Raw genomic sequence first — 20488 nt, 5'->3', positions numbered from 1 at the left:
GTTGAATCAGCGTCGGTTGATCGGCTCAACCACTTGCAACGCCAGGTTGCCTTTGTGGGAACCGAGCTTGACCTTGAACGACGGCACGCCATTGGCGCGCATGATCAGTTCTTCCGGCAGGTCGACAGGGATCACATCCCCGGGCTGCATGTGCAAAATATCGCGCAGGCGCAACTGCCGACGGGCCACGGTGGCGCTCAGGGGCACGTCGACATCCAGCAGGTCTTCGCGCAGGGCCTTGACCCAGCGCTCGTCCTGATCGTCGAGGTCGGACTGGAAACCGGCGTCGAGCATTTCGCGCACCGGCTCGATCATCGAGTACGGCATGGTCACGTGCAGGTCACCGCCACCGCCATCGAGTTCGATGTGGAAGGTCGACACCACAATCGCCTCGCTGGGGCCGACGATGTTGGCCATGGCCGGGTTCACTTCCGAATTGATGTACTCGAAATTGACTTCCATGATCGCCTGCCAGGCTTCCTTCAAGTCGATGAAGGCTTGCTCCAGCACCATGCGCACGACACGCAGTTCGGTGGGGGTGAATTCACGCCCTTCGATCTTGGCGTGACGGCCGTCGCCGCCGAAGAAGTTGTCCACCAGCTTGAACACCAGTTTGGCGTCGAGGATGAACAGCGCGGTGCCGCGCAGCGGCTTGATCTTGACCAGGTTGAGGCTGGTGGGCACGTACAGCGAGTGCACGTATTCACCGAACTTCATCACCTGCACGCCGCCCACCGCCACGTCCGCCGAACGGCGCAGCATGTTGAACATGCTGATACGGGTGTAGCGGGCGAAACGTTCATTGATCATTTCCAGGGTCGGCATACGTCCACGGACGATGCGATCCTGGCTGGTCAGGTCATAACTTTTGACGCTGCCGGGTTCGGCAGCCATTTCGGTCTGTACCAGACCATCGTCCACGCCGTGCAACAGCGCGTCGATTTCATCCTGGGACAGCAGGTCTTGCACGGCCATGTCGTGATCCTACTGCAATACGAAGTTAGTGAAGAGCGCCTGCTCGACCACGACTTTGCCGAGTTCTTTCTGGGCCACTTCCTGCACGCTGGCAGTGACCTTCTGGCGTAGCATTTCCTGGCCGACCGGGGTGGCCAGGCTGTCGAAGGCCTGCCCGGAGAACAGCATCACCAGGTTGTTGCGGATCACCGGCATATGCACCTTGAGGGCATCCAGGTCCGCCTGGTTGCGCGCCAGCAAGGTAATGCTCACTTGCAGGTAGCGCTGGCGACCGTTGACGTTGTAATTGGCAACAAACGCCGGGAGCATCTGCTCGAAGATTGCCGGTTGCTTGACGTTGGTGGCGGCATCGGCGGCGGGTGCCGGCTTGCTTGCACTGCTGTGCATGATGTACCAGGTGCCGCCAATCGAGGCACCGATAGCCAAAAGCAGGCCCAGCACAATCAACAGGATCAGCTTGAGCTTGCCTTTGCCTGCTGCGGGGGGAGTTGCTGCGTCGTCGCTCTTCGCCATGCCAATAATCCGTCACTATTCGGGGATTCATAGATCTACGGGAAGGCAAGAGCAAGTGTTATGCCAGAGTTGTCTGGCGCGAAGGCAACCCAAATCAAATGTGGGAGCTGGCTTGCCTGCGATGGCGGTGGGTCAGTTCACATATGTGTCACTGATACACCGCCATCGCAGGCAAGCCAGCTCCCACACTGACCGGGTTTGGACAGGAAGTCAGGCGTAGTAGTCGACCGCGCTGGAGCCGATCACGCTCTGGCTCACGGGCCCCGCCACTTCGGCCACGTCCACAGGGCCACCAGCGTCGCCGCTGTCAGCACGCCTGCCGCTGCCGCTCACCCCCCGCGCCTGGCCCTGCTGTTGCTGCTGGTCCTGCCCACGGGACTGGTCGGACACATTCACATCCACCTGCCCCATCCCCTGCTGGGCAAACATCTCACGCAAGCGGCCAGACTGGCTTTCCAGCGCTTCACGCACCACCGCATGGCCGCTCATGAAATTGACCTGGGCCTGCTGGTCCGCCGTCATGTTGACCTTGATATCCAGACGCCCAAGCTCGGCCGGCTGCAACTGGATCTCGGCCGACTTGAGGTTGGCGCTGGAGAGGTACATCACGCGGTTGACGACCTCTTCGGTCCAGCCGCTCTGGTGCATGGCCAGCGGTGCATTGGCAACCGGCGGCAAGGCGTTGGCGGTTTTGGGCGTGGCGGCCTGGGTCAGCGCGGCGAGGCGGTTGGCGAAATCGTCCACGCGGGTGTCGCTGCTGGCGTTCTTGAGGTCCTTGAGGCCGTCATCGATCAACGCGCCAAACGCCTTGTCGCCACCCTGGTCGGTGCTGTCCTTGGTGGCTTGCTGGTCGACCATCGTGGCCAGGCCAGCGGCAAAGCTCTGCGCGGCGGTCGGTTGATCCGTAGGAGCGGCTGCGCTTTTCTGCGGCGTCTGGCTGCTGGCCGACACATGACCGCCCTGCTCCATCGCCAGGCGTACGGCCGGCATCGCATCCAGGGGATCAGCCTGCGGGTCGAAGGCCTCCTCGACCACGGCGACCACCGGCTGGGCCTTGGCGTCCTCGTCAACCGCCGACACTTGTACAGGCACCGCCACCGGCGTCGCGGCGGCGATTACCGCAGGGTCGACAACAGGGTCTACCGTAGGTGACTGCGCCAGAACTGGATCGCTGGGTTTATCGCCCTCGGTGCCGGCGCTGTCATCGGGCTTGGCCGACGGCTTGGCAGGCAAGGGATTGCCGCTATCGGCAACCGCCGGCTTGCTGGCGGCAGGCTTGTCGCTGCCGGCAACCGGTTTGGCGCCGGTATCGGAAGGCTTGTCACGCGTGACCTTATTGGGGGTGTCGTCGCCCTTCAGCGTCGGCTTGGAGCCCTGGCTGGCAAACACTTGAGCAAAGCCTGCGCCCTTGTCTCGCGGGGCCGCAACCGCTACCGGCGGGTTAGCGGCAGGCGCTGACGGCTTGGCCGCAGGGGCAGCCTGAAGGAGCGAATTGGGGGCGACTGGCATGGGTAAGGTTCTCCACTGCATGGGGTCGGGGATGCAGTCTGTGGAGATAGAGCAAGAGTCGGGCCAGGTTTAGCGCGATGATTCAGAAACTGAACGTTGGCGCTCCGACTCATACAGCGGCCGGACCAACGCGAACTCATGATCGATCTGGTCAACCAATTCGCCCAGATCCGATGATGGCTTGACGGACTCAGCCTCCAGGCGCTGACACAGCTGCGCCAGCCGCACCGCCCCAAGGTGGCCACTGCTGCCTTTGAAACTGTGCGCAATCTGTCCCAATGCCTTGGCATCGTCGCGCGCGTCGCGCAGCGCTTCGATGCGCTTTTGCGAGTCATCGAGGAAGGTGTCGAGCAGTTTGGGATACTCACCCTCCATGACGTCCTGCAAACCCGACAACACGTCGGGGTCCAGATGAATCTCAGCCACTTGCTCGCTCCTTGATCAAGAATCAGCGGATTATGCCAGAGCTTCCCAGCAAAACTCCACGCAGACACGGCGCCCGCCCTCGGACCAGCGTACAGCGCTGCTCAGTTGACGCACCAGGTTCAGCCCTCGGCCAGACAGACGGTCAACTTCCAAGGGCCGCGCCAGCTCCTGTTCGACATCAAAACCCGGCCCGCTGTCTTCGATGCACAGGGTCATCTTGCCGCCCTTGTCGGTCGGTACCACCTGCACATCCACGCGCACGTAGCCACTGCTCAGCTGCGCCAGACGCTCATTGCGCTGATGATAATACTGCGCAAAACCTTGCGCATCGCGCTTGAGCCGTGAGTCCAGGCCCAGCACACCATGTTCCAGGGCATTGGAATACAACTCCGCCATCACGCTGTACAGCGCGCCGCTCTGCTCGCGCAACCCATGGATCTCCAGCAGCAGTTGCAGCAGGTACGGCAGCGGGTTGTAGCGCTGCAGCGTCTGGGCGCGAAACTCGAAACCCACCGACCAATCCAGCGGGCACGACTGGCCGCTGTCGGCATACATCGGCTCGGCCACTCGCAGCGCCTGGCCGGAGAGCAGAGTGATCTCGACCATGCTGACGTCATCGCGCGCCAGCCCCCGAAACGTAGCCAGGGCGTGCTCGATATCCTCAAACAGGCGGTCAGGCTCGCGGTTGGCAGCGAACACCTGTTGCAACCGCTCGGCGCCGAACAGTTGATCATTGGCGTCAGCCGTATCCAGCACGCCATCGGAGAGCAGAAACACCCGGTCGCCCAAGGCCATGGGCCAGACCTCGGTGCTGTCATCAAAGCTTTCCGCCGACAGCACGCCCAGGGGCAGATGCCGCGACATCAGCGGCGTGCGCTTGCCAGTGGCGACTTCATGCACATAGCCTTCGGGCATACCGCCGTTCCACACCTCGACCGCACGCCGCTGGGCGCTCAGGCACAACAAGGTGGCGCAACAGAACATGTCCACCGGCAGGATGCGCTTGAGCTTGGCGTTCATCTCCCGCAAGGTCTGCGTAAGGCCGTAGCCCTTGGCAGTCATGCCGTAGAACACTTCGGCCAACGGCATGGCGCCAATGGCGGCCGGCAAGCCATGGCCGGTGAAATCGCCGAGCAGCACGTGCATGTCACCGGACGGCGTGTAGGCCGCCAGCAGCAAATCACCGTTGAACAAGGCATAGGGCGATTGCAGGTAGCGGATATTGGGTGCGGCATTGATACAGCCGGAGTGGGCAACCTTGTCGAACACCGCCTTGGCTGCCCGCTGCTCATGCATCAGGTGCTCGTGGTGCCTGGCGATCAGGTCGCGTTGTTGCAAGACCGTGGCCTGCAGGCGGCGCAGGCGATCCATGGCGTTGATCTTCGCTGCCAATATCAGGGGGTTGTAAGGTTTGGGCAAGAAGTCATCGCCGCCGGCGTCCAGGCATTGGGCCAGCGCTTCGCTTTCGCGCAGGGAGGTGAGGAAGATGATCGGCACCAGCGCCTCCCCCGCCAACTGCTTGATCTGCCGGGCGGCTTCAAAGCCGTCCATCACCGGCATCAGCGCATCCATCAGCACCAGTTGCGGGCGCTCATGACGGAAGATCTCCACCGCCTCGGCACCGTTGCTGGCAGTCAGCACCTGATGGCCCTGGCGGCGGATGATGGTCGACAGCAACAGCCGATCGGCGGCGCTGTCTTCGGCGATCAGGATAGTCAGCGCCTCAAGGACCGGGGCCAAGGCGCTCAACTGATATCGAACAGTTTGTCGAAGTTGGAAATGGCGAGGATCTTGCGCACGTCGGGGTTGCTATTAACCACGCGAATATCGGACGTATCGCCACCCGTGTGGTCACGCAGCAACAAGAGCATGCCCAGGGCCGAACTGTCCATGTAGGTGGTCCCCCTCAAGTCCACCACAACAGTCTCCGGCTTGGGGTAAACATGCTCGTAGACATTGCGAAAGTCTTGGTGGCTGCCGAAATCGAACCGGCCCTTGATTGCGATCGTCAACTTCTTCCCATCCAGGGATACATCGGACTCGATTGACATGTGACTGCTTCCTTGTCATTGGCACTGTGCAACAAGGTTTAGCAGGCGAACCGGATCTGAGCAACACATCGAATCAAATGTGGGAGGGGGCTTGCTCCCGATAGCGATGTGTCAGCAATGGATTTGCTGGCTGACACACCGCTATCGGGAGCAAGCCCCCTCCCACATTTCCCCTGCGTCGTTAGTTAGAATTGTTCCTGGCGGGGCAGGCGTTGGGACAATTCATCAAGCAGCTTTTGCTCGCGCTTATCTTCAATCGCCCGCGCTTCGTCGATATAGCGCTGCACCAGCTTGCGCAAACCTTCCACGCGGGCAAACGCCTGCTGCCAGCTTTCCCGGGCTTTATCGAGGTTGTTCTGGTGCCAGGCCAGGCTCTGGCGCTGCTGGCCGACGGCTGTTTCAAGCTGATTGAGAAAGCCCTGATACCCCATCAACCACTGGCCCGACACGCCCTTGCTGCCGCGCTCGATCCACTGTTGTTGGTATTCCAGGCGAAAGCGCTCCAGGTCGCCCAGCTTGCTCTCTGCCAGGCGCACCTGGCCTTGAAAGTAACCCAGGCGTTGCACGGCGGTTTTCTCGGCCTTTTCGGCCATTTCCACCACCGGGGCCAGGCGCGCGGCGCGGCTGTTGGCCATGGCTTAACCGCCTGGCGCGGGGGCGAAGATGGACTGCAGATGCGCTTCGCTTTCGCCCATGCTGATCTTGTCATTGAGGCCCTGGCGCAGGTAGTTCACCAGCTGTGGTTGCAAGGCAATGGCCAGGTCGGTGTCGCGATCGCCGCCGGCCACATAGGCCCCGACGCTGATCAGGTCGCGGCTCTGCTGGTAACGCGACCACAGTTGCTTGAACTGCTGCGCACGGGCCATATGCTCAGGGGTGACCACCGCCGGCATCACCCGGCTGATGGACGCTTCGATGTCGATGGCCGGGTAGTGCCCTTCTTCTGCCAGGCGTCGCGACAGCACAATGTGGCCGTCGAGCACGCCCCGCGCCGAGTCGGCAATCGGATCTTGCTGGTCGTCGCCTTCGGACAACACGGTATAAAACGCAGTGATCGAACCACCGCCGGCCTCGGCATTACCGGCGCGCTCCACCAGCTTGGGCAGTTTGGCGAACACCGACGGCGGATAGCCTTTGGTGGCCGGTGGCTCACCAATGGCCAAGGCGATTTCCCGCTGGGCCTGGGCGAAACGCGTGAGCGAATCCATCAGCAGCAGCACATTCTTGCCCTTGTCACGGAAATACTCGGCGATGCGTGTGCAGTACATGGCTGCGCGCAGGCGCATCAGTGGCGCATCGTCCGCAGGCGACGCTACCACCACCGAGCGCTTGAGCCCTTCTTCACCGAGACTGTGCTCAATGAACTCCTTGACCTCACGGCCCCGCTCACCGATCAGCCCGACCACGATGATGTCGGCCTCGGTAAAGCGCGTCATCATGCCCAGCAACACCGACTTACCCACGCCGGTACCGGCGAACAGGCCCAGGCGCTGGCCGCGGCCGACCGTCAATAAACCGTTGATGCTGCGAATGCCCACGTCCAGCGGCACGCTGATGGGATTGCGGTTGAGCGGATTGATGGTGGGGCCGTCCATCGGCACCCAGTCTTCGGCCTTCATGCCGCCCTTGCCATCCAGCGCACGCCCGGCGCCGTCGAGTACGCGGCCGAGCATACTCATGCCCATGGGCAGGCGGCCCGTGTCGGCCAGCGGCACCACGCGAGCACCCGGGGCAATACCGGCCAGGCTGCCCACCGGCATCAGGAAAATCTTGTTGCCGGAAAAACCCATCACCTCGGCTTCGACCTGCACCGGGTGGTAGCTGTCGTCATTGATCACCAGGCAGCGGCTGCCCATGGCGGCGCGCAAGCCCTCGGCTTCAAGGGTCAGGCCAACCATGCGCAACAAGCGCCCTTCAAGGATCGGCTGGCCGGGCAATTCGGTTGCCTCGGCGTAGCTGCTCAGGCGCTTGGCAAAGCTGGTGCGATCAAGGCGCATCGGGAGCGTCCAGGTCAACGCTCACGTCAGGCGCTGCCGGATGCAGGGCTTGCTCATGCAGTTGATCCAACAATTTGGCCATGATCTGGCTGATGCGGGTTTCCACCGTGGCATCGATGCGGCTGTGTTCGGTTTCGACACGGCACCCACCGGGTTGCAACGAAGCGTCCTCGACGATGCGCCAGGTTTCTTCATGGCGCTCGCGCAAGGCTTTGACCTGCTCGAAATCCTGGGGGTTGATGTACAGCCGCACATTGCCGACGCCCAGGGGCAGCAACTTGAGAGCTTCACGCATCACGCTTTCGATCTGGCTGGAGTCCAGCACCAGTTCACGCTGGATCACCTGGCGGGCAATGTGCTGCACCAGGTCGACCATGGATTTTTCCAGTTGGGTGTCCTGCTCGGCAATCGGGTCGAACAGGTTGCCCATCAGGCGTTCCAGGCTGGCCAGCTGGGTGCCCAGCGCTGCCTCGGCTTCCTGGCGGACCTTGAGGGTGGTGCTGCGAAAACCGTCTTTCTCACCCGCCGCAAAGCCTTCGTTGTAGGCTTCCTGGCGGATGGCTTCAAGCTCTTCGAGGGTCAGTGGCTGGACTTCATCCAGCGGCACTTCTTCCATTTCCACCGGAAGCTCTTCGACCGGCTCAGGCTCGGGCTCCGGCACATGGGGGTCGAAGCTGGGCAACGACCAGATGTCGAACCCGCCGACATCCCGCGCGCGAATCAGATCGCTGGGCGTCTCATCTTTGTTCGACATGCAAGGCGCCTTAGATCATTTCTTCGCCGCCCTTCCCGCCGAGAACGATTTCTCCGGCTTCGGCCATACGGCGGGCAATGGTGAGGATTTCCTTCTGCGCGGTTTCCACATCGCTGACGCGCACCGGGCCCTTGGCTTCCAGGTCGTCACGCAACAGTTCGGATGCGCGCTTGGACATGTTCTTGAAGATTTTCTCTTTGACGTTTTCGTCCGAGCCCTTGAGGGCCAGCACCAACACGTCGGAGGAGACTTCACGCAACAGCGCCTGGATGCCACGGTCGTCGACATCGGCAAGGTTGTTGAAGACGAACATCAGGTCTTCGATCTGACCGGACAGGGTGTCGTCGATCTCGCGGATCGAGTCCATCAACTGGCCTTCGACCGAGCTGTCGAGGAAGTTCATGATGTCGGCCGCGCGCTTGATGCCACCCAGGGTGGTGCGCGAGGCATTCGAGTTGCCGGAGAACTGCTTCTCCAGAATCGTGTTGAGTTCCTTGAGGGCCGCCGGTTGTACGGTGTTGAGCGACGACACGCGCAGGATGATGTCCAGGCGCACTTTGTGGTCGAAGTGGCCAAGCACTTCACCGGCCTGGTCCGGGTCCAGGTAAGCCACAACGATCGCCTGGATCTGCGGGTGTTCGTAGCGGATCACGTCGGCGACCGCACGTGGTTCCATCCACTTGAGGCTGTCCAGGCCGCTGGTGTTGCCGCCCAGCAGGATGCGGTCGATCAGGCCGTTGGCCTTGTCTTCGCCCAGCGCCGAGGTGAGCATCTTGCGAATGTAGCTGTCGGAGCCGACGCCCAGGCTGGTCTGGTCGCCGACGATCTCGACGAACTCGCTCATCACCTGCTCGACTTGCTCGCGGTGCACGTTGCGCATCTGCGCCATCGCCACGCCGACACGCTGGACCTCTTTGGGGCCCATGTGGCGCAGCACTTGGGCAGCGTCGGTTTCACCCAGGGACAGCAGCAACACGGCGGCTTTGTCGACCCGGGAGAGCTTGGCCACAGCGGCTCGATCATTCATCAGCGTTAATCCACTCTTTCACGACCTGGGCCACACGGCCCGGGTCTTCTGCCACCAGACTCTTGATTGCGTTCAACTGAGCGTCATAGCCTTCGCTCGGGCTTGGCAACAGGATGCTTTGCGGGCCGCCAAGGCTGACGCGGTCGTTGGCCAGTTCGCCATCCAGGCCGCCCATGCCACCCAACTCGACGTCGCCACCTGCGAGCGCAAGCTGTTTCTTGCCGCCGCCGGTGATGTTGTTGAGCACCGGGCGCAGCACGCCGAACACCAGCACCAGGATGAACAACACCCCCAGCACTTGCTTGACGATGTCCCAGAACCACGGCTGGGTGTAGAACGCAGGGTCGCTGATCACTTCAGCGCGCTCGGCGGAGAACGGCATGTTGATCACACTGACGCTGTCGCCACGGCTGGCGTCGAAACCGACGGCGTCCTGTACCAGGCGGGTGAAGCGCGCCAATTCGTCGGCGGTCCAGGGCGCACGGGTCACGGCGCCATCGGCTGGGTTGACCTTGACCTGGTCATCGACCACCACCGACACCGACAGGCGATTGATCTTGCCCTGTTGCTGCTTGGTGTGGCTGATAGAGCGATCGAGTTCGAAGTTCTTGGTGGACTGGTTACGCTTGTCCGCCGGGTACGGTGCGAGCATCGGCTGGCCGGTGGCCGGGTCCATGATCTGCTGGCCGTTGGCATCCAGCAGCGGCTGGCCAGGCTGGATCGCGCCAGCAGTGGCAGCGGCGCCGCCAGTGGTCTGCGGTGCCGAGGCGGCCGACGGTGGCTGGTTGCTCAAGGCCCCCGGCACACCTTGCGGGCCATTGGCGGCGGTGCGCTGCTCGCTGGTGGACTGCTCGCTGCGCAGGGCCGGCTGGTCAGGGTTGAACTGCTCTGAGGTCGATTCGACAGCGCTGAAGTCTACGTCGGCGGACACTTCAGCCTTGTAGCGGTCGTTGCCCAGCACCGGTTGCAGGATGTTGTGCACGCGCTGGGTGAGCATGCTTTCCATGCGGCGGCTGTAGTCGAATTGCTTGCCGGCCTGGGTCAGCGCGGAGTTTTCGGCCATGTCGGAGAGCAGGTTGCCCTTCTGATCGACCACGGTGATTTGCGACTTGCTCAATTCGGGAACGCTGGTGGCCACCAGGTTGACGATCGCCAGCACCTGGCCAGGCTCCAGGGAGCGGCCGGCAAACAGTTCGACCAGTACCGAAGCGCTGGGTTTGCGTTCATCACGCACGAACACCGAGCTTTTCGGAATCGCCAGGTGCACACGGGCACCCTTGACGTTATTCAGGCTGGAGATGGTGCGCGCCAGTTCGCCTTCCAGGCCACGGCGATAACGGGTGGCTTCCATGAACTGGCTGGTGCCCAGGCCCTGGTCCTTGTCGAGAATCTCGAAACCGATATTGCTGTCGGACGGCGCGACACCAGCGGCGGCCAGTTTCATCCGTGCACGGGCCACGTCATCAGACTTGACCAGCAAGGCGCCGGAGTTGGGCTCCACGGTGTAAGCGATGTCGGCAGCGGCGAGGGTTTCCATGATCTGCTTGGAATCCATGCCCGACAGGCTGCCGTACAGTGGGCGGTAATCGGGTTGTTGCGACCACAACACCACGGCAAAACCAATCGCCACGCTGGCCGCCAGGCCGACCATCAGGCCCACCTGACGCAGCATGGTCATTTGCGAGAGGTTTTCCAGGAACGACAGGCCAAACAACGGCGGCTTGCCGTCTGCCTTGGCGGGGAGGTTGTCGGAGAGTGCTTCTGCCATGACTTAAATCTCGTCCTTAAACCGGCATCTGCATGATGTCTTGATAAGCCTGAACCAGCTTGTTACGCACTTGAGTCAAGGCCTGGAAGGACACACTGGCCTTTTGCGAGGCGACCATCACATCGGTGAGGTCCACGCCGCTTTTACCGATCTCGAACGCCGTTGCCAACTGGCTGGAGGCCTGTTGGGTATCACTGACTTTATTGATTGCCTGACCGAGCATGTCGGCAAAACTGCTTTGGCCCAATTCCGGCGCTGGCGCGACGGATTTCGGTTGAGCCATGGCATCCATTTGCATGGCGCGCATATCCAACATCAACCGATTGAACTCAATACCCTGGCTCATGACCTTCTCTCTCCGACGACCCGCAATTTTTTGACACTACGCAGCGGTTACTAGGGGTGGTAGCAACAAGGGTGCCAGCTCTGGAGCAACTCGTAAGAAAAGGCGACAAAGCTTGTAGAACTTGTTACCGGTCATGTGGCGAAAAGATAAGCTTCCACATCCATACCAGCATCGCGCATCTGCGCCAGCTTGTAGCGCAAGGTGCGCGGGCTGATGCCGAGGCGCTCGGCCGCTTCTTTGCGGCGGCCACGCTCGGCGCGCAAGGTGTCGATGATCATCTGGAATTCACGGCGGCGCAGGTCATCGCCCAGGGCACCGGCCGATTCTGCCTCGGCAACCACCGGCGCTGGCGCCAGGCTGGGCAACGGCGCAGCACCATTGCCCATGGCCAGGCAAAAATCCTGGGGCTGGATCAACCCGCCCTGCTGCAAAATCAGCGCGCGCTGGATGGCATTGTCCAGCTCGCGCACGTTGCCCGGCCACGGATAGCTGACCAGGCACGCCTGAGCCTGCGGCGATAACCGCGCCTGGGCATGCTTCATTTTTTTGACGTGGTTGTTCAGCAGGCGCTCAGCCAAGGGGATGATATCCGCCGGGCGCTCGCGCAAAGGGCGCCAGGCCAGCGGGAACACCGACAGCCGGTAGAACAGGTCTTCACGGAAGCGCCCCGCTGCCACTTCGCCCGCCAGATCGCGGTTGGTGGTGGCAACCACGCGGATATCCAGCTGGATCGGCTTGCGTGCCCCCACGCGCTCCACTTCACGCTCCTGCAACACACGCAGCAACTTGGCTTGCAGGCCCAGGGGCATTTCCGAGATTTCGTCGAGCAGGATGGTGCCGCCGTCGGCCTGTTCGAACTTGCCGGCCTGGGCCGCGATGGCGCCGGTGAACGAGCCCTTTTCATGGCCGAACAACGTCGCTTCGAGCATGTTGTCGGGGATCGCCGCACAGTTGATCGCAATGAACGGTTGCTGGGCACGGCTGGACTGCTGGTGGATGTAGCGTGCCAACACTTCTTTACCGGTGCCGGATTCGCCGGAAATCAGCACAGTGGAATCACTGCGCGCCACCCGCGCTGCCAGTTCCAGCAATTGCGCGCTGGCCGGTTCAAAGGCTATCGGGCCGTCACCCTCGCCCGCCGACATCACACCCAGGGCATGTCGGGCGACCAGCTCGATCAACGCCTTGGGCTCGAACGGTTTGACCAGGTAATCCGCCGCACCCTGGCGCATGGCGTCCACCGCCCGCTCCACGGCGCCATGGGCAGTCATCAGCAGCACCGGCAGCTGCGGCTGGCGCGCACGCAGCAGGCCGAGCAACTGGTGGCCGTCCATGCCGGGCATGTTCACATCGCTGACCACCAGGCTGAAGGCTTCCTGCTCGACCGCCGCCAAGGCCTCCTCGGCAGAGCCGACCGCCCGGTAGTCATGGCCCGCCAACAGCAGCGTGTCAGCCAATGCTTCACGCAGGGCGCGATCGTCTTCCACCAATAAAACCTTGATAGCCATAATTTTTTTACTCCGCGCTCGCCGCGCTGGAAAACAGCGGCAAGGTCATCAATGCACAGGTGCCGCGCCCCAACCGGGAGCGCAACTGCAATTCTCCCTGATGGGCGCGTGCCACTGCCTTGACCACGGTCAGGCCCAGGCCAGTGCCGTTGGTCTTGGTGGTAAAAAACGGCTCGCCCAGGCGTTGCAGCACCTGGGGGTCGATGCCGCTGCCGCTGTCGCTGATACACAGGCGCAGGGTTTGTTCGCGGGCGTAGAGGTGCACTTTGAGACGTGCATCCGGGCCGCTGGCCTGAGTGGCGTTTTCGATCAGGTTGAGCAAGGCGCCGACCAGGGTGTCGCGGTTGCACAGCAACTCGCCTTGGTGGCTATCACATTGCCAACGCAGGTTGGCGCCCTGTACATGGGTCGCCGCCGCTGCTTGCAAGGCCTGCATCAACCCGGCAGGCGTGACACGGTCGGTCAGCGGCAATTCGCCGCGGGCAAACACCAGCATGTCGCGCACCTGGTGCTCCAATTCATGCAAGCGCTCCTTGAGGCGCCCGGCAAATCGTTGCTGAGTGGCTACAGGCAATTGCTCATCAGTCAAATGACTGGCGTAGATCAACGCCGCCGACAAGGGCGTGCGGATCTGATGCGCCAACGAGGCGACCATCCTGCCCAACGACGACAGCCGCTCATGACGGGCCAACTGGTCTTGCAGGTGACGGGTTTGCGTCAGGTCATTGAGCAGCACCAATTGGCCTGGCTCGGCATCCAGGGAGCGAGTGGCGATAGACAGGCGGCGTCCGTCCTTGAGGGAGACTTCGTGACCGTCATCTTCTCGCGGCGCAAAGCAGCGGGTGATGACATGGCGCCACAGCTCGCCTTCCAGCGGCAGGCCCAGCAGGTCGCAGGCCGCCGGGTTGGCTTCGCGCACACGGCCCTGGTCGTCGATGACGATTACGCCACCGGGCAACAGGTCCAGAAGATTTTGCAGACGGTTGGCCAGGCGTTCCTTTTCCGCCAGCTCTTGCATGCGCTGGGCGCTGACCACCGCCAGCTCGCCTTTAAGCTCGGACACCCGCGCCTCAAGCAGACTGTAGGAGTCGGTCAGTTGGCTCGACATCTGGTTGAACTGCGAGAACGCTTGTTCCAGGCCCTGGCGGGTCGGCGGTTCTACAGGCGAAACCAGCCCCTGGATGGCAGGGGCCGAAGATAGTTGGGCGGCGTGGGGCATGATGCTCTCTCGCTTGGCTGACCGTCAGTTAAACGGAACGTTGCGAGGGCTGTAGCAATACCCGTGCCGAAAAAAATCTACCTATAAATCAGCTAGTTGAAAAACAGGCGTCAATCATCCGCCTGTTCATCACCTTCTTTGCGGCTCATACCGTACTTGCGCATCTTCTCCACCAGGGTGGTGCGGCGGATGCGCAGACGCTCGGCGGCGCGGGCAACGATGCCATGCGCATCGTCCAGGGCCTGCTGGATCAACCCTTGTTCCAGGTTGCCGAGGTAGTCCTTGAGGTCAAGACCTTCGGGCGGCAGCATGGCGGTGGCACCGAAGTCCGGGGTATGACCGTTGATGGCCACGCGCTCTTCCATGTCACTGCGCAGGCTGTCCATCTGCTCGTCTTCATCATCGACGTAGCGGAATTTCTTCGGCAACTCGACCACGCCGATCACCCCGTACGGATGCATGATCGCCATGCGCTCCACCAGGTTGGCCAGCTCACGCACGTTACCCGGCCAGCCGTGGCGGCACAGGGACATGATCGCAGCGGAGTTGAAACGAATGGAGCCGCGTTTTTCGTGCTCCATGCGCGAGATCAGCTCGTTCATCAGCAACGGGATGTCTTCCACGCGCTCGCGCAGCGGGGCCATCTCGATGGGGAATACGTTGAGGCGGTAGTACAGGTCTTCGCGGAAGCTGCCGACCTCGATCATGCTTTCGAGGTTCTTGTGGGTGGCGGCAATGATGCGCACGTCCACGCTCTGGGTCTTGTTGCTGCCCACGCGCTCGAAGGTGCGCTCCTGCAACACACGCAGCAACTTGACCTGCATCGGCAGTGGCATGTCGCCAATTTCGTCAAGGAACAGCGTGCCGCCATTGGCCAGCTCGAAACGCCCGGCACGGCTGGTGATCGCCCCGGTAAAGGCGCCCTTCTCGTGGCCGAACAGCTCGCTTTCCAGCAGCTCTGCCGGGATCGCCCCGCAGTTGACCGGCACAAAAGGCCCGTCGCGACGCTTGGAGTGATAGTGCAGGTTACGTGCGACCACTTCCTTGCCGGTGCCCGACTCGCCGAGGATCAGCACGCTGGCGTCGGTGTCGGCCACTTGCTGCATCATCTGACGCACGTGCTGGATCGCCCGGCTGGTGCCGACGAGGCTGCGAAACAGGTTGGGTTCACGGTGACGGCCACGTTCGCGGGCCTGGTCGTACATCTCGCGATAGACCTGGGCGCGGTGCAGCGAATCGAGCAATTTGCTGTAGCTGGGCGGCATTTCCAGGGTGGAAAGCACGCGGCGGCGCTGGTCTTCCGGCAGGTCCACAGAAGAAATATCGCCCATCAGCAACACCGGAAGGAACTCATCCCAGGTTGACAGTGTCTTTAACAGGCCCAGAACTGCGCCAGGAGCGTTTACCGTCCCGATCAATACACAGATGACTTCACGGCTCGACGCCAACGAGCTGACCGCCTGCTGCCAATCGTGGCTGCCGCAGGGTAAATTTTCTTCACCAAGAAAATTTAAAATCACCGCTAAATCGCGGCGGCGGACGCTATCGTCATCGATCAGCAGAATTTTGGTTTCACGCCACATGCAATAGCAACTTCCCTAGTAAAACTTCCTGCCCCGGAATGAGGGCAATCAAGACGCCTGTAAGATTTGTTACCTACTAGACGTCTGAAATCTGAAAACAGCACTAGTTAAGTCAAAAATGCTGGCACAGTCAAATATATGACGCGCCGTGCGGATTAACTGCGCCCGTTCAACCGAAGAGATGGTAAACCTTTGACGCATTTTTCGCTTGGTTGATCTGCGACATCTCTTCGAAAATCGCCTGGCGCTCGCCGGTCGTGACCTCCAGCAACTGCTGATACACCACCAACAGGCTTTCCAGTTTCTCGCGCAAGGCGCCCTCGTCCACCGGCGCTTCGCTGAGCACCTCATCAATCACCGCGCGGCAACCCAGGTCCAACTCGCCCACGGCTTCCCAATTGCGCTCAGCCAGCGCGCCGAGAAGGGCTTCGCGGGTTTCGTCGATGCGTTGCAGTGCATGGCTCATGATGTGTCCCTCAAGGCGATCGGCCTTATTGTGGAGCGATGGCATCCCAGCCGGTCTTGACGGTGATCAGCAGGCGGGCGACTTCGTCGATTATCTCGGCGTCATTCACCTGGTTGGCCTCGACCAAACGATTGCTCATATAGCCATACAAGGCGTCCAACTGGTGCACTGCTGCCGGATCTTCGGCCTTTTCTGGCTCCAGGCCGTCACGCAGGCCAGAGATAATTTCAATCGCCTTGCCCAGCATCAGCCCTTTCTGGGCAATATCCCCACGGTTCAATGCGCCCTTGGCCTGCGCCATGCGATCAAGGCCTCCTTCCATCAGCATCTGCACCAGGCGGTGCGGGCTGGCTTCGGAGACCTGGGCATGGGAACTGACCTTCTGGTATTGGCGAAGGGCTCTCATCGGGTTCATGTTGCTACCTCGTTACTGGCGACAATCGAATAGGTTTGCTTAACCAGTTTTTCGACCGTGGCGACGAAAACTTTAATTCCCAACCATGCGCCAAGGCCCTGAATCAGGGCCTGAAAGCGCGCCGCCCATCAGTTCGATTTCGGATTGTTCAGCGAGTTGAGGGTGGTCAGGATGCTGGAGCTGCTGGCGTTGATCTGCGCGATCATGGTGTCCATGGCCGTGTACTTGGCGGTCAGGGATTTTTGCAAGGCGTCCATACGTCGTGTCAGGTCGGCCGTCTCTTTGGTCAAGTCGGTCAACTTGTTGTTGAGATCCGTCGCCCGGGTTGCCAGGGTGCCGGTGGTGCCCACGTAGCTCTTCGTCGCCTTGTTCATGCGCGTGATCAAACCAGTGTCGCCGGTGAACAGCTTGGCAATATCGCCAGCGCCTTTGACTACCGCCTTGTCCCACGTCTTGTCATCCAGGCTCAGCAGGCCGGTTTTCTGATCGGTGGTGATACCCATCTGGGCCAGGCTGGTCATGGTGCCCGCGCCGGAGCCGTTGACCAGTTCGGAGCGTAGGCTGTTCACCAATTGACGCATTGATGCATCGCCGGTCAACGCACCGGCAGTGGTAGTCGACGCGTCACCGGTTGCAGTAACTTTGGTCTGGGTATTGATGGCGGTCATCAGCGTGTTGTACGCACTGACGAAGGACTGTACCGAGGTTTTCAACGTGTCAGTGTTACTGGCCACGGTAATGGTCGTCGGTTTTTTCACATCAATGGTGTCCAACAGCTCCAACGTGACGCCACTGATCGCCGACGTGATTTTGTTGCTGCTGGATGACATTGCAATGCCGTCGATGGAGTACTTGGCGTTGGTCGGCGGCGTGCCTTTGTCATACCCGCTGGCCAGTTGCGAATCACCGCTGAGGGTGATGTCGGTGCCTTCGCCCATATTGGTCGAGGTCAGTACCAGTCGCGCACCATTGGAGTCGCTCAATACGTTGGCACTGATACCCTGCGACGAGAGCTGGGTATTGATTGACTCTCGCACCTGTTGCAGGGTCGCGCCACCTGGAATCACCACATCGAAGCTTTTACCCGACTGGTTGATGGTCAGCGTTTGGTCTTCGTCTGTAGTGTTGGCCTTGCCCGAGGCACCCTCAGCATTCACCGCAGTGGTAACTTTTGAAGCGGTTGCCAGGTTATCGACTTGCAACACGTACTTGCCACTGGATGCTCCGTCACCCAACGTCACCTTGGCGTTTTTCTCTTCCGAAGAACTTGCCGCCAGCCCATTGAACGCGGAGGGGTTATTCAACTTGGTGATCGCCGCCTGATAGGCCTCCAACGCCGTCTTGATCGAACCAACTGCCGACAACTGGACGGTGGCAGTTTTCTGCTCGTTGGTGATCTGCTGTTGTTTAGGCGCTTGTTCAGCCCCCACCAACGCCTTGACGATAGCTTGCGTGTCGTAGCCCGAACCAGGGCCGGAAATCGTTGAACTAGCCATTTTTCATTCTCCTTGTCCTGCGGCGGCCGTTTTTTTGGCGCTTAAACGCCTAGACCGCAATCAGAAACATGTTTCGTGCCAACTCAAGCCTTGCTATCAAACAACAGGCTGCCGGCATCGCTCAGGTTCTGCGCCAGTTTCAGCGCGGTCTCCGATGGAATCTGTCGAATCACTTCACCACTGTCGGTGGCGATCACCTTGACCACTACCTTGCCGGTAGAGTCATCGATGGAAAAATCCAGGTTGCGCTGTGAAGCCTGCACAAACTCACGCATATCGGTAACAGCCTTCTCCAGCGCCACGCGCTGAGGCTCTTCACTCTTGATCGGCTCATTGCTGGCCACAGGCTTGGCCTGGGTCACCACTGCGCCAAGGTTGGCCGGGGCCGTGCCTGCGGGGTAAGACGAGGTCAGCTTGATGCTCATGTCCATGTCACCACCTCCAAACTGAAAAAACGGAAGGGCACGTCGTTAAACGCACCCTCCCGTTATTTAACCGCTAGCGCTATTACTGAAGCAGCTTCAGTACAGCGGATGGCAGTTGGTTGGCCTGGGACAGGATCGCAGTGGAAGCCTGTTGCAGGGTTTGTTGCTTGGTCAGCTCAGCGGCTTCAGAAGCGAAGTCAGCGTCTTCTACGCGGCCTTTGGCAGCGGAGGAGTTCTGCGAAATGCTCTGCAGGTTGGCCACGGTGCTGGTGAAGCGGTTTTGTACGGCACCCAGCTGCGAACGCTGGCTGTCGATCTGCTGCATGGCATCGTCCAGAGCCTGGGTAGCCTGCTGCGAAGCAGCGGCAGTCAGGATGTTCAGGTCGGAAACGCTGGTTTCCATAGTGACGGCGGTTTTGGTACCGGCGGCAGCAACGGTGGTCAGGCCCAGTGCAGCCAGACCAGTGCCGGCGCTGCCGTCTTTGATAGTGATGTCTTTGTCAGCGAACAGGTTCAGGGTGCCGTCAGCGTTTTTGCTGGCTTGAACACCGGTGCTGGCGCTGTTGATCGAAGAAACGATCGCGTCAGCGGTGTCACCCTTCTTGAACTTGACTTCAACACCGTTCACATCGATGGAGGTGTCAGCGGTCAGTTTGGCTTGGGTAGTACCAGCCGACAGGCCCAGTTGGGACAGGGAACCGGCGGAGGTGTTGGCCAGCTTGATGTCAGCACCGTTACCCGAAGTTACTTTGAAGCGACCGTCTGCACCGAAAGTGGCGGAAGCACCCGTGGCGGTACCACCTGCTGCGGTTTCGAGCTTGGTCAGCAGGGAAGCCTTGGTATCACCGACACCCCAAGCTACAGCGTTGCCGTTTACAGTGATCGAACCGGCAGCGGTCATGTCAGTGGAGACAGCCTTAGAACCAGCAGTCAAACCAAGAGCGCTCAGACCGTCAGTACCGGCAGTCGGTGCCGCCAGAACGATAGCCTTGTCGGAGACCAGGCTGACTTTACCGGTAGCATCGGCACTGGCGGTTACGCCGGTGGTTGCAGTTTGTGCGTTGATGGCAGTGACAGCAGAGGTAGCGGCAGCGGTACCAGCAGCAGCAGTACCGAGAGTAATATCGATGCCGTTGATGTTGATGGCTTCACCAGCCAGAACACCGGCAGCAGCGGTACCCGTAGTAACAGCTTTATCAGTCACAACCGAACCAGTGGCAGTAGCAGCCAGGCCAGTCATAGCAGTACCGTTTACAGCAGCTTCTCTGTAGTTACCCTTCAGCGCAGTCGAGCTGATGTCGGTCATACCGAACGAGATAGTCTCGTTGGCGTTGGCACCGATCTGGAAGGCTACGTTGCTGAACGAGCCGTCGAGCAGGTTACGACCACCGAAGGTGGTGGTGCTGGCGATACGGTTCAGCTCGCCCACTTTAGCGGTGAATTCCTGCTGCAGGGAAACACGGTCAGCGTCGCTTTTGTCACCGTTGGACGCTTGCAGGGCGAGTTCACGCAGACGCTGCAGGGTGTTGGTGGATTCTTGCATCGCGCCTTCAGCGGTCTGGGCGATCGACACGCCGTTGTTGGCGTTGGCGATGGCAACGTTCAGGCCTTTGACCTGGTTGTTCAGACGGTTGGCGATCTGCATGCCGGCAGCGTCGTCTTTGGCGCTGTTGATTTTCAGGCCGGAGGACAGACGGTTCATCGACTGGCTCAGGGCGTCGGAAGCTTTGTTCAGGTTCTTCTGGACACCCAGGGAGGTGATGTTGGTGTTTACTGATAATGCCATGACGAAATCCTCGTGGTTTGGATACTGCGGCTTCCGGCCCTGGCGACCGCCGGGTGTGGCCTAGAGAACCTACGTAATAGTTATCGTCGTGGCAGCCGGTTGCTTGAGGATTTTTTTGATTTTTTTTAGTAGCCCTGTGCCAGCCCTTGTATTTCAAGGGCTTATGCAGGCACAGAAGCCCGGTTTCATTGGCTTTTCTGGCGCCAATAAAAAAAACCGCGACT

The 20488-nt window shown here is 60.7% G+C and carries 20 protein-coding genes; all 20 read right to left on the bottom strand.

Annotation, left to right across the window (positions count from 1 at the left end; all coding sequences use genetic code 11):
• Positions 1–6 precede the first annotated feature (6 nt).
• The 20 genes from fliM to JH25_RS04725 all read right to left on the bottom strand — a co-directional run bounded on the left by fliM (position 7) and on the right by JH25_RS04725 (position 20264).
• Positions 7–975, bottom strand: coding sequence for a flagellar motor switch protein FliM (gene fliM, locus JH25_RS04630; RefSeq protein WP_005790068.1), 969 nt, complete (start codon positions 973–975; stop codon positions 7–9).
• Between the two features lie 9 nt (positions 976–984).
• Complete coding sequence (gene fliL / locus JH25_RS04635) at positions 985–1488, bottom strand: flagellar basal body-associated protein FliL (protein ID WP_005790069.1); 504 nt, start codon at positions 1486–1488, stop codon at positions 985–987.
• 210 nt (positions 1489–1698) lie between these two features.
• Positions 1699–2997, bottom strand: a complete 1299-nt coding sequence (locus JH25_RS04640) for a flagellar hook-length control protein FliK (RefSeq protein ID WP_032880066.1) — start codon at positions 2995–2997, stop codon at positions 1699–1701.
• A 69-nt stretch (positions 2998–3066) separates the two neighbouring features.
• Positions 3067–3423, bottom strand: coding sequence for an Hpt domain-containing protein (locus tag JH25_RS04645; protein WP_032880065.1), 357 nt, complete (start codon positions 3421–3423; stop codon positions 3067–3069).
• Between the two features lie 30 nt (positions 3424–3453).
• A complete protein-coding gene (locus JH25_RS04650) occupies positions 3454–5172 on the bottom strand; it encodes a fused response regulator/phosphatase (RefSeq protein ID WP_032880064.1) in 1719 nt (572 codons plus the stop codon).
• Positions 5169–5474, bottom strand: coding sequence for an STAS domain-containing protein (locus JH25_RS04655; protein ID WP_032880063.1), 306 nt, complete (start codon positions 5472–5474; stop codon positions 5169–5171). The genes JH25_RS04650 and JH25_RS04655 overlap by 4 nt, the downstream gene beginning before the upstream one ends.
• Positions 5475–5659: 185 nt before the next feature.
• A complete protein-coding gene (fliJ, locus tag JH25_RS04660; protein ID WP_005790077.1) occupies positions 5660–6109 on the bottom strand; it encodes a flagellar export protein FliJ in 450 nt (149 codons plus the stop codon).
• Positions 6110–6112: 3 nt separating this feature from the next.
• Positions 6113–7471: a flagellar protein export ATPase FliI gene (gene fliI / locus JH25_RS04665; protein WP_005790078.1), complete on the bottom strand. Its 1359-nt coding sequence runs from the start codon at positions 7469–7471 to the stop codon at positions 6113–6115.
• Positions 7461–8225 carry a flagellar assembly protein FliH gene (gene fliH / locus JH25_RS04670; protein ID WP_032880062.1) on the bottom strand — a complete coding sequence of 255 codons (765 nt, stop codon included), beginning with the start codon at positions 8223–8225 and terminating at the stop codon, positions 7461–7463. The genes fliI and fliH overlap by 11 nt, the downstream gene beginning before the upstream one ends.
• 10 nt (positions 8226–8235) lie before the next feature.
• On the bottom strand, positions 8236–9252 hold the full coding sequence (fliG, locus tag JH25_RS04675) for a flagellar motor switch protein FliG (protein WP_003192957.1): 1017 nt from the start codon (positions 9250–9252) through the stop codon (positions 8236–8238).
• Positions 9245–11020, bottom strand: a complete 1776-nt coding sequence (fliF, locus tag JH25_RS04680) for a flagellar basal-body MS-ring/collar protein FliF (RefSeq protein ID WP_032880061.1) — start codon at positions 11018–11020, stop codon at positions 9245–9247. Before fliF ends, fliG begins: the two co-directional genes overlap by 8 nt.
• A gap of 16 nt (positions 11021–11036) precedes the next feature.
• The gene (fliE, locus tag JH25_RS04685) at positions 11037–11366 is read right to left on the bottom strand and encodes a flagellar hook-basal body complex protein FliE (protein WP_005790083.1); all 330 of its coding nucleotides are present in this window, start codon (positions 11364–11366) and stop codon (positions 11037–11039) included.
• 131 nt (positions 11367–11497) lie between these two features.
• On the bottom strand, positions 11498–12874 hold the full coding sequence (locus JH25_RS04690) for a sigma-54-dependent transcriptional regulator (RefSeq protein ID WP_032880060.1): 1377 nt from the start codon (positions 12872–12874) through the stop codon (positions 11498–11500).
• A 7-nt stretch (positions 12875–12881) separates the two neighbouring features.
• Positions 12882–14093 (bottom strand): sensor histidine kinase, encoded by a 1212-nt coding sequence (locus tag JH25_RS04695; protein WP_005790086.1) that lies wholly within the window; start codon positions 14091–14093, stop codon positions 12882–12884.
• Positions 14094–14203: 110 nt separating this feature from the next.
• On the bottom strand, positions 14204–15676 hold the full coding sequence (locus JH25_RS04700) for a sigma-54 dependent transcriptional regulator (RefSeq protein WP_032880059.1): 1473 nt from the start codon (positions 15674–15676) through the stop codon (positions 14204–14206).
• Between the two features lie 169 nt (positions 15677–15845).
• A complete protein-coding gene (locus JH25_RS04705) occupies positions 15846–16142 on the bottom strand; it encodes a hypothetical protein (protein ID WP_014719354.1) in 297 nt (98 codons plus the stop codon).
• Between the two features lie 25 nt (positions 16143–16167).
• Positions 16168–16557 (bottom strand): flagellar export chaperone FliS, encoded by a 390-nt coding sequence (gene fliS, locus JH25_RS04710; protein WP_005790090.1) that lies wholly within the window; start codon positions 16555–16557, stop codon positions 16168–16170.
• 128 nt (positions 16558–16685) lie between these two features.
• Positions 16686–18053: a flagellar filament capping protein FliD gene (gene fliD, locus JH25_RS04715; protein WP_032880058.1), complete on the bottom strand. Its 1368-nt coding sequence runs from the start codon at positions 18051–18053 to the stop codon at positions 16686–16688.
• An 83-nt stretch (positions 18054–18136) separates the two neighbouring features.
• On the bottom strand, positions 18137–18484 hold the full coding sequence (locus JH25_RS04720) for a flagellar protein FlaG (protein ID WP_032880057.1): 348 nt from the start codon (positions 18482–18484) through the stop codon (positions 18137–18139).
• Between the two features lie 76 nt (positions 18485–18560).
• On the bottom strand, positions 18561–20264 hold the full coding sequence (locus JH25_RS04725) for a flagellin N-terminal helical domain-containing protein (protein WP_032880056.1): 1704 nt from the start codon (positions 20262–20264) through the stop codon (positions 18561–18563).
• Positions 20265–20488 lie beyond the last annotated feature (224 nt).

Source organism: Pseudomonas sp. BRG-100, assembly GCF_000737955.1.
Taxonomy (GTDB): domain Bacteria; phylum Pseudomonadota; class Gammaproteobacteria; order Pseudomonadales; family Pseudomonadaceae; genus Aquipseudomonas; species Aquipseudomonas synxantha_A.
Note: the sequence above shows the minus strand (reverse complement) of the source record. Positions and strands in the feature narration are given on the sequence as shown.

Bases quoted from the DNA above. Each gene is read 5' to 3' on its own strand.
- fliH (WP_032880062.1), bottom strand. From the start codon at position 8,225: ATGTCGAACAAAGATGAGACGCCCAGCGATCTGATTCGCGCGCGGGAT.
- fliD (WP_032880058.1), bottom strand. From the start codon at position 18,053: ATGGCTAGTTCAACGATTTCCGGCCCTGGTTCGGGCTACGACACGCAA.
- fliF (WP_032880061.1), bottom strand. From the start codon at position 11,020: ATGGCAGAAGCACTCTCCGACAACCTCCCCGCCAAGGCAGACGGCAAG.
- fliS (WP_005790090.1), bottom strand. From the start codon at position 16,557: ATGAACCCGATGAGAGCCCTTCGCCAATACCAGAAGGTCAGTTCCCAT.
- JH25_RS04695 (WP_005790086.1), bottom strand. From the start codon at position 14,093: ATGCCCCACGCCGCCCAACTATCTTCGGCCCCTGCCATCCAGGGGCTG.
- JH25_RS04705 (WP_014719354.1), bottom strand. From the start codon at position 16,142: ATGAGCCATGCACTGCAACGCATCGACGAAACCCGCGAAGCCCTTCTC.
- JH25_RS04725 (WP_032880056.1), bottom strand. From the start codon at position 20,264: ATGGCATTATCAGTAAACACCAACATCACCTCCCTGGGTGTCCAGAAG.
- JH25_RS04720 (WP_032880057.1), bottom strand. From the start codon at position 18,484: ATGGACATGAGCATCAAGCTGACCTCGTCTTACCCCGCAGGCACGGCC.
- fliJ (WP_005790077.1), bottom strand. From the start codon at position 6,109: ATGGCCAACAGCCGCGCCGCGCGCCTGGCCCCGGTGGTGGAAATGGCC.
- JH25_RS04700 (WP_032880059.1), bottom strand. From the start codon at position 15,676: ATGTGGCGTGAAACCAAAATTCTGCTGATCGATGACGATAGCGTCCGC.
- JH25_RS04690 (WP_032880060.1), bottom strand. From the start codon at position 12,874: ATGGCTATCAAGGTTTTATTGGTGGAAGACGATCGCGCCCTGCGTGAA.
- fliM (WP_005790068.1), bottom strand. From the start codon at position 975: ATGGCCGTGCAAGACCTGCTGTCCCAGGATGAAATCGACGCGCTGTTG.
- JH25_RS04655 (WP_032880063.1), bottom strand. From the start codon at position 5,474: ATGTCAATCGAGTCCGATGTATCCCTGGATGGGAAGAAGTTGACGATC.
- fliE (WP_005790083.1), bottom strand. From the start codon at position 11,366: ATGAGCCAGGGTATTGAGTTCAATCGGTTGATGTTGGATATGCGCGCC.
- fliI (WP_005790078.1), bottom strand. From the start codon at position 7,471: ATGCGCCTTGATCGCACCAGCTTTGCCAAGCGCCTGAGCAGCTACGCC.
- JH25_RS04640 (WP_032880066.1), bottom strand. From the start codon at position 2,997: ATGCCAGTCGCCCCCAATTCGCTCCTTCAGGCTGCCCCTGCGGCCAAG.
- fliL (WP_005790069.1), bottom strand. From the start codon at position 1,488: ATGGCGAAGAGCGACGACGCAGCAACTCCCCCCGCAGCAGGCAAAGGC.
- fliG (WP_003192957.1), bottom strand. From the start codon at position 9,252: ATGAATGATCGAGCCGCTGTGGCCAAGCTCTCCCGGGTCGACAAAGCC.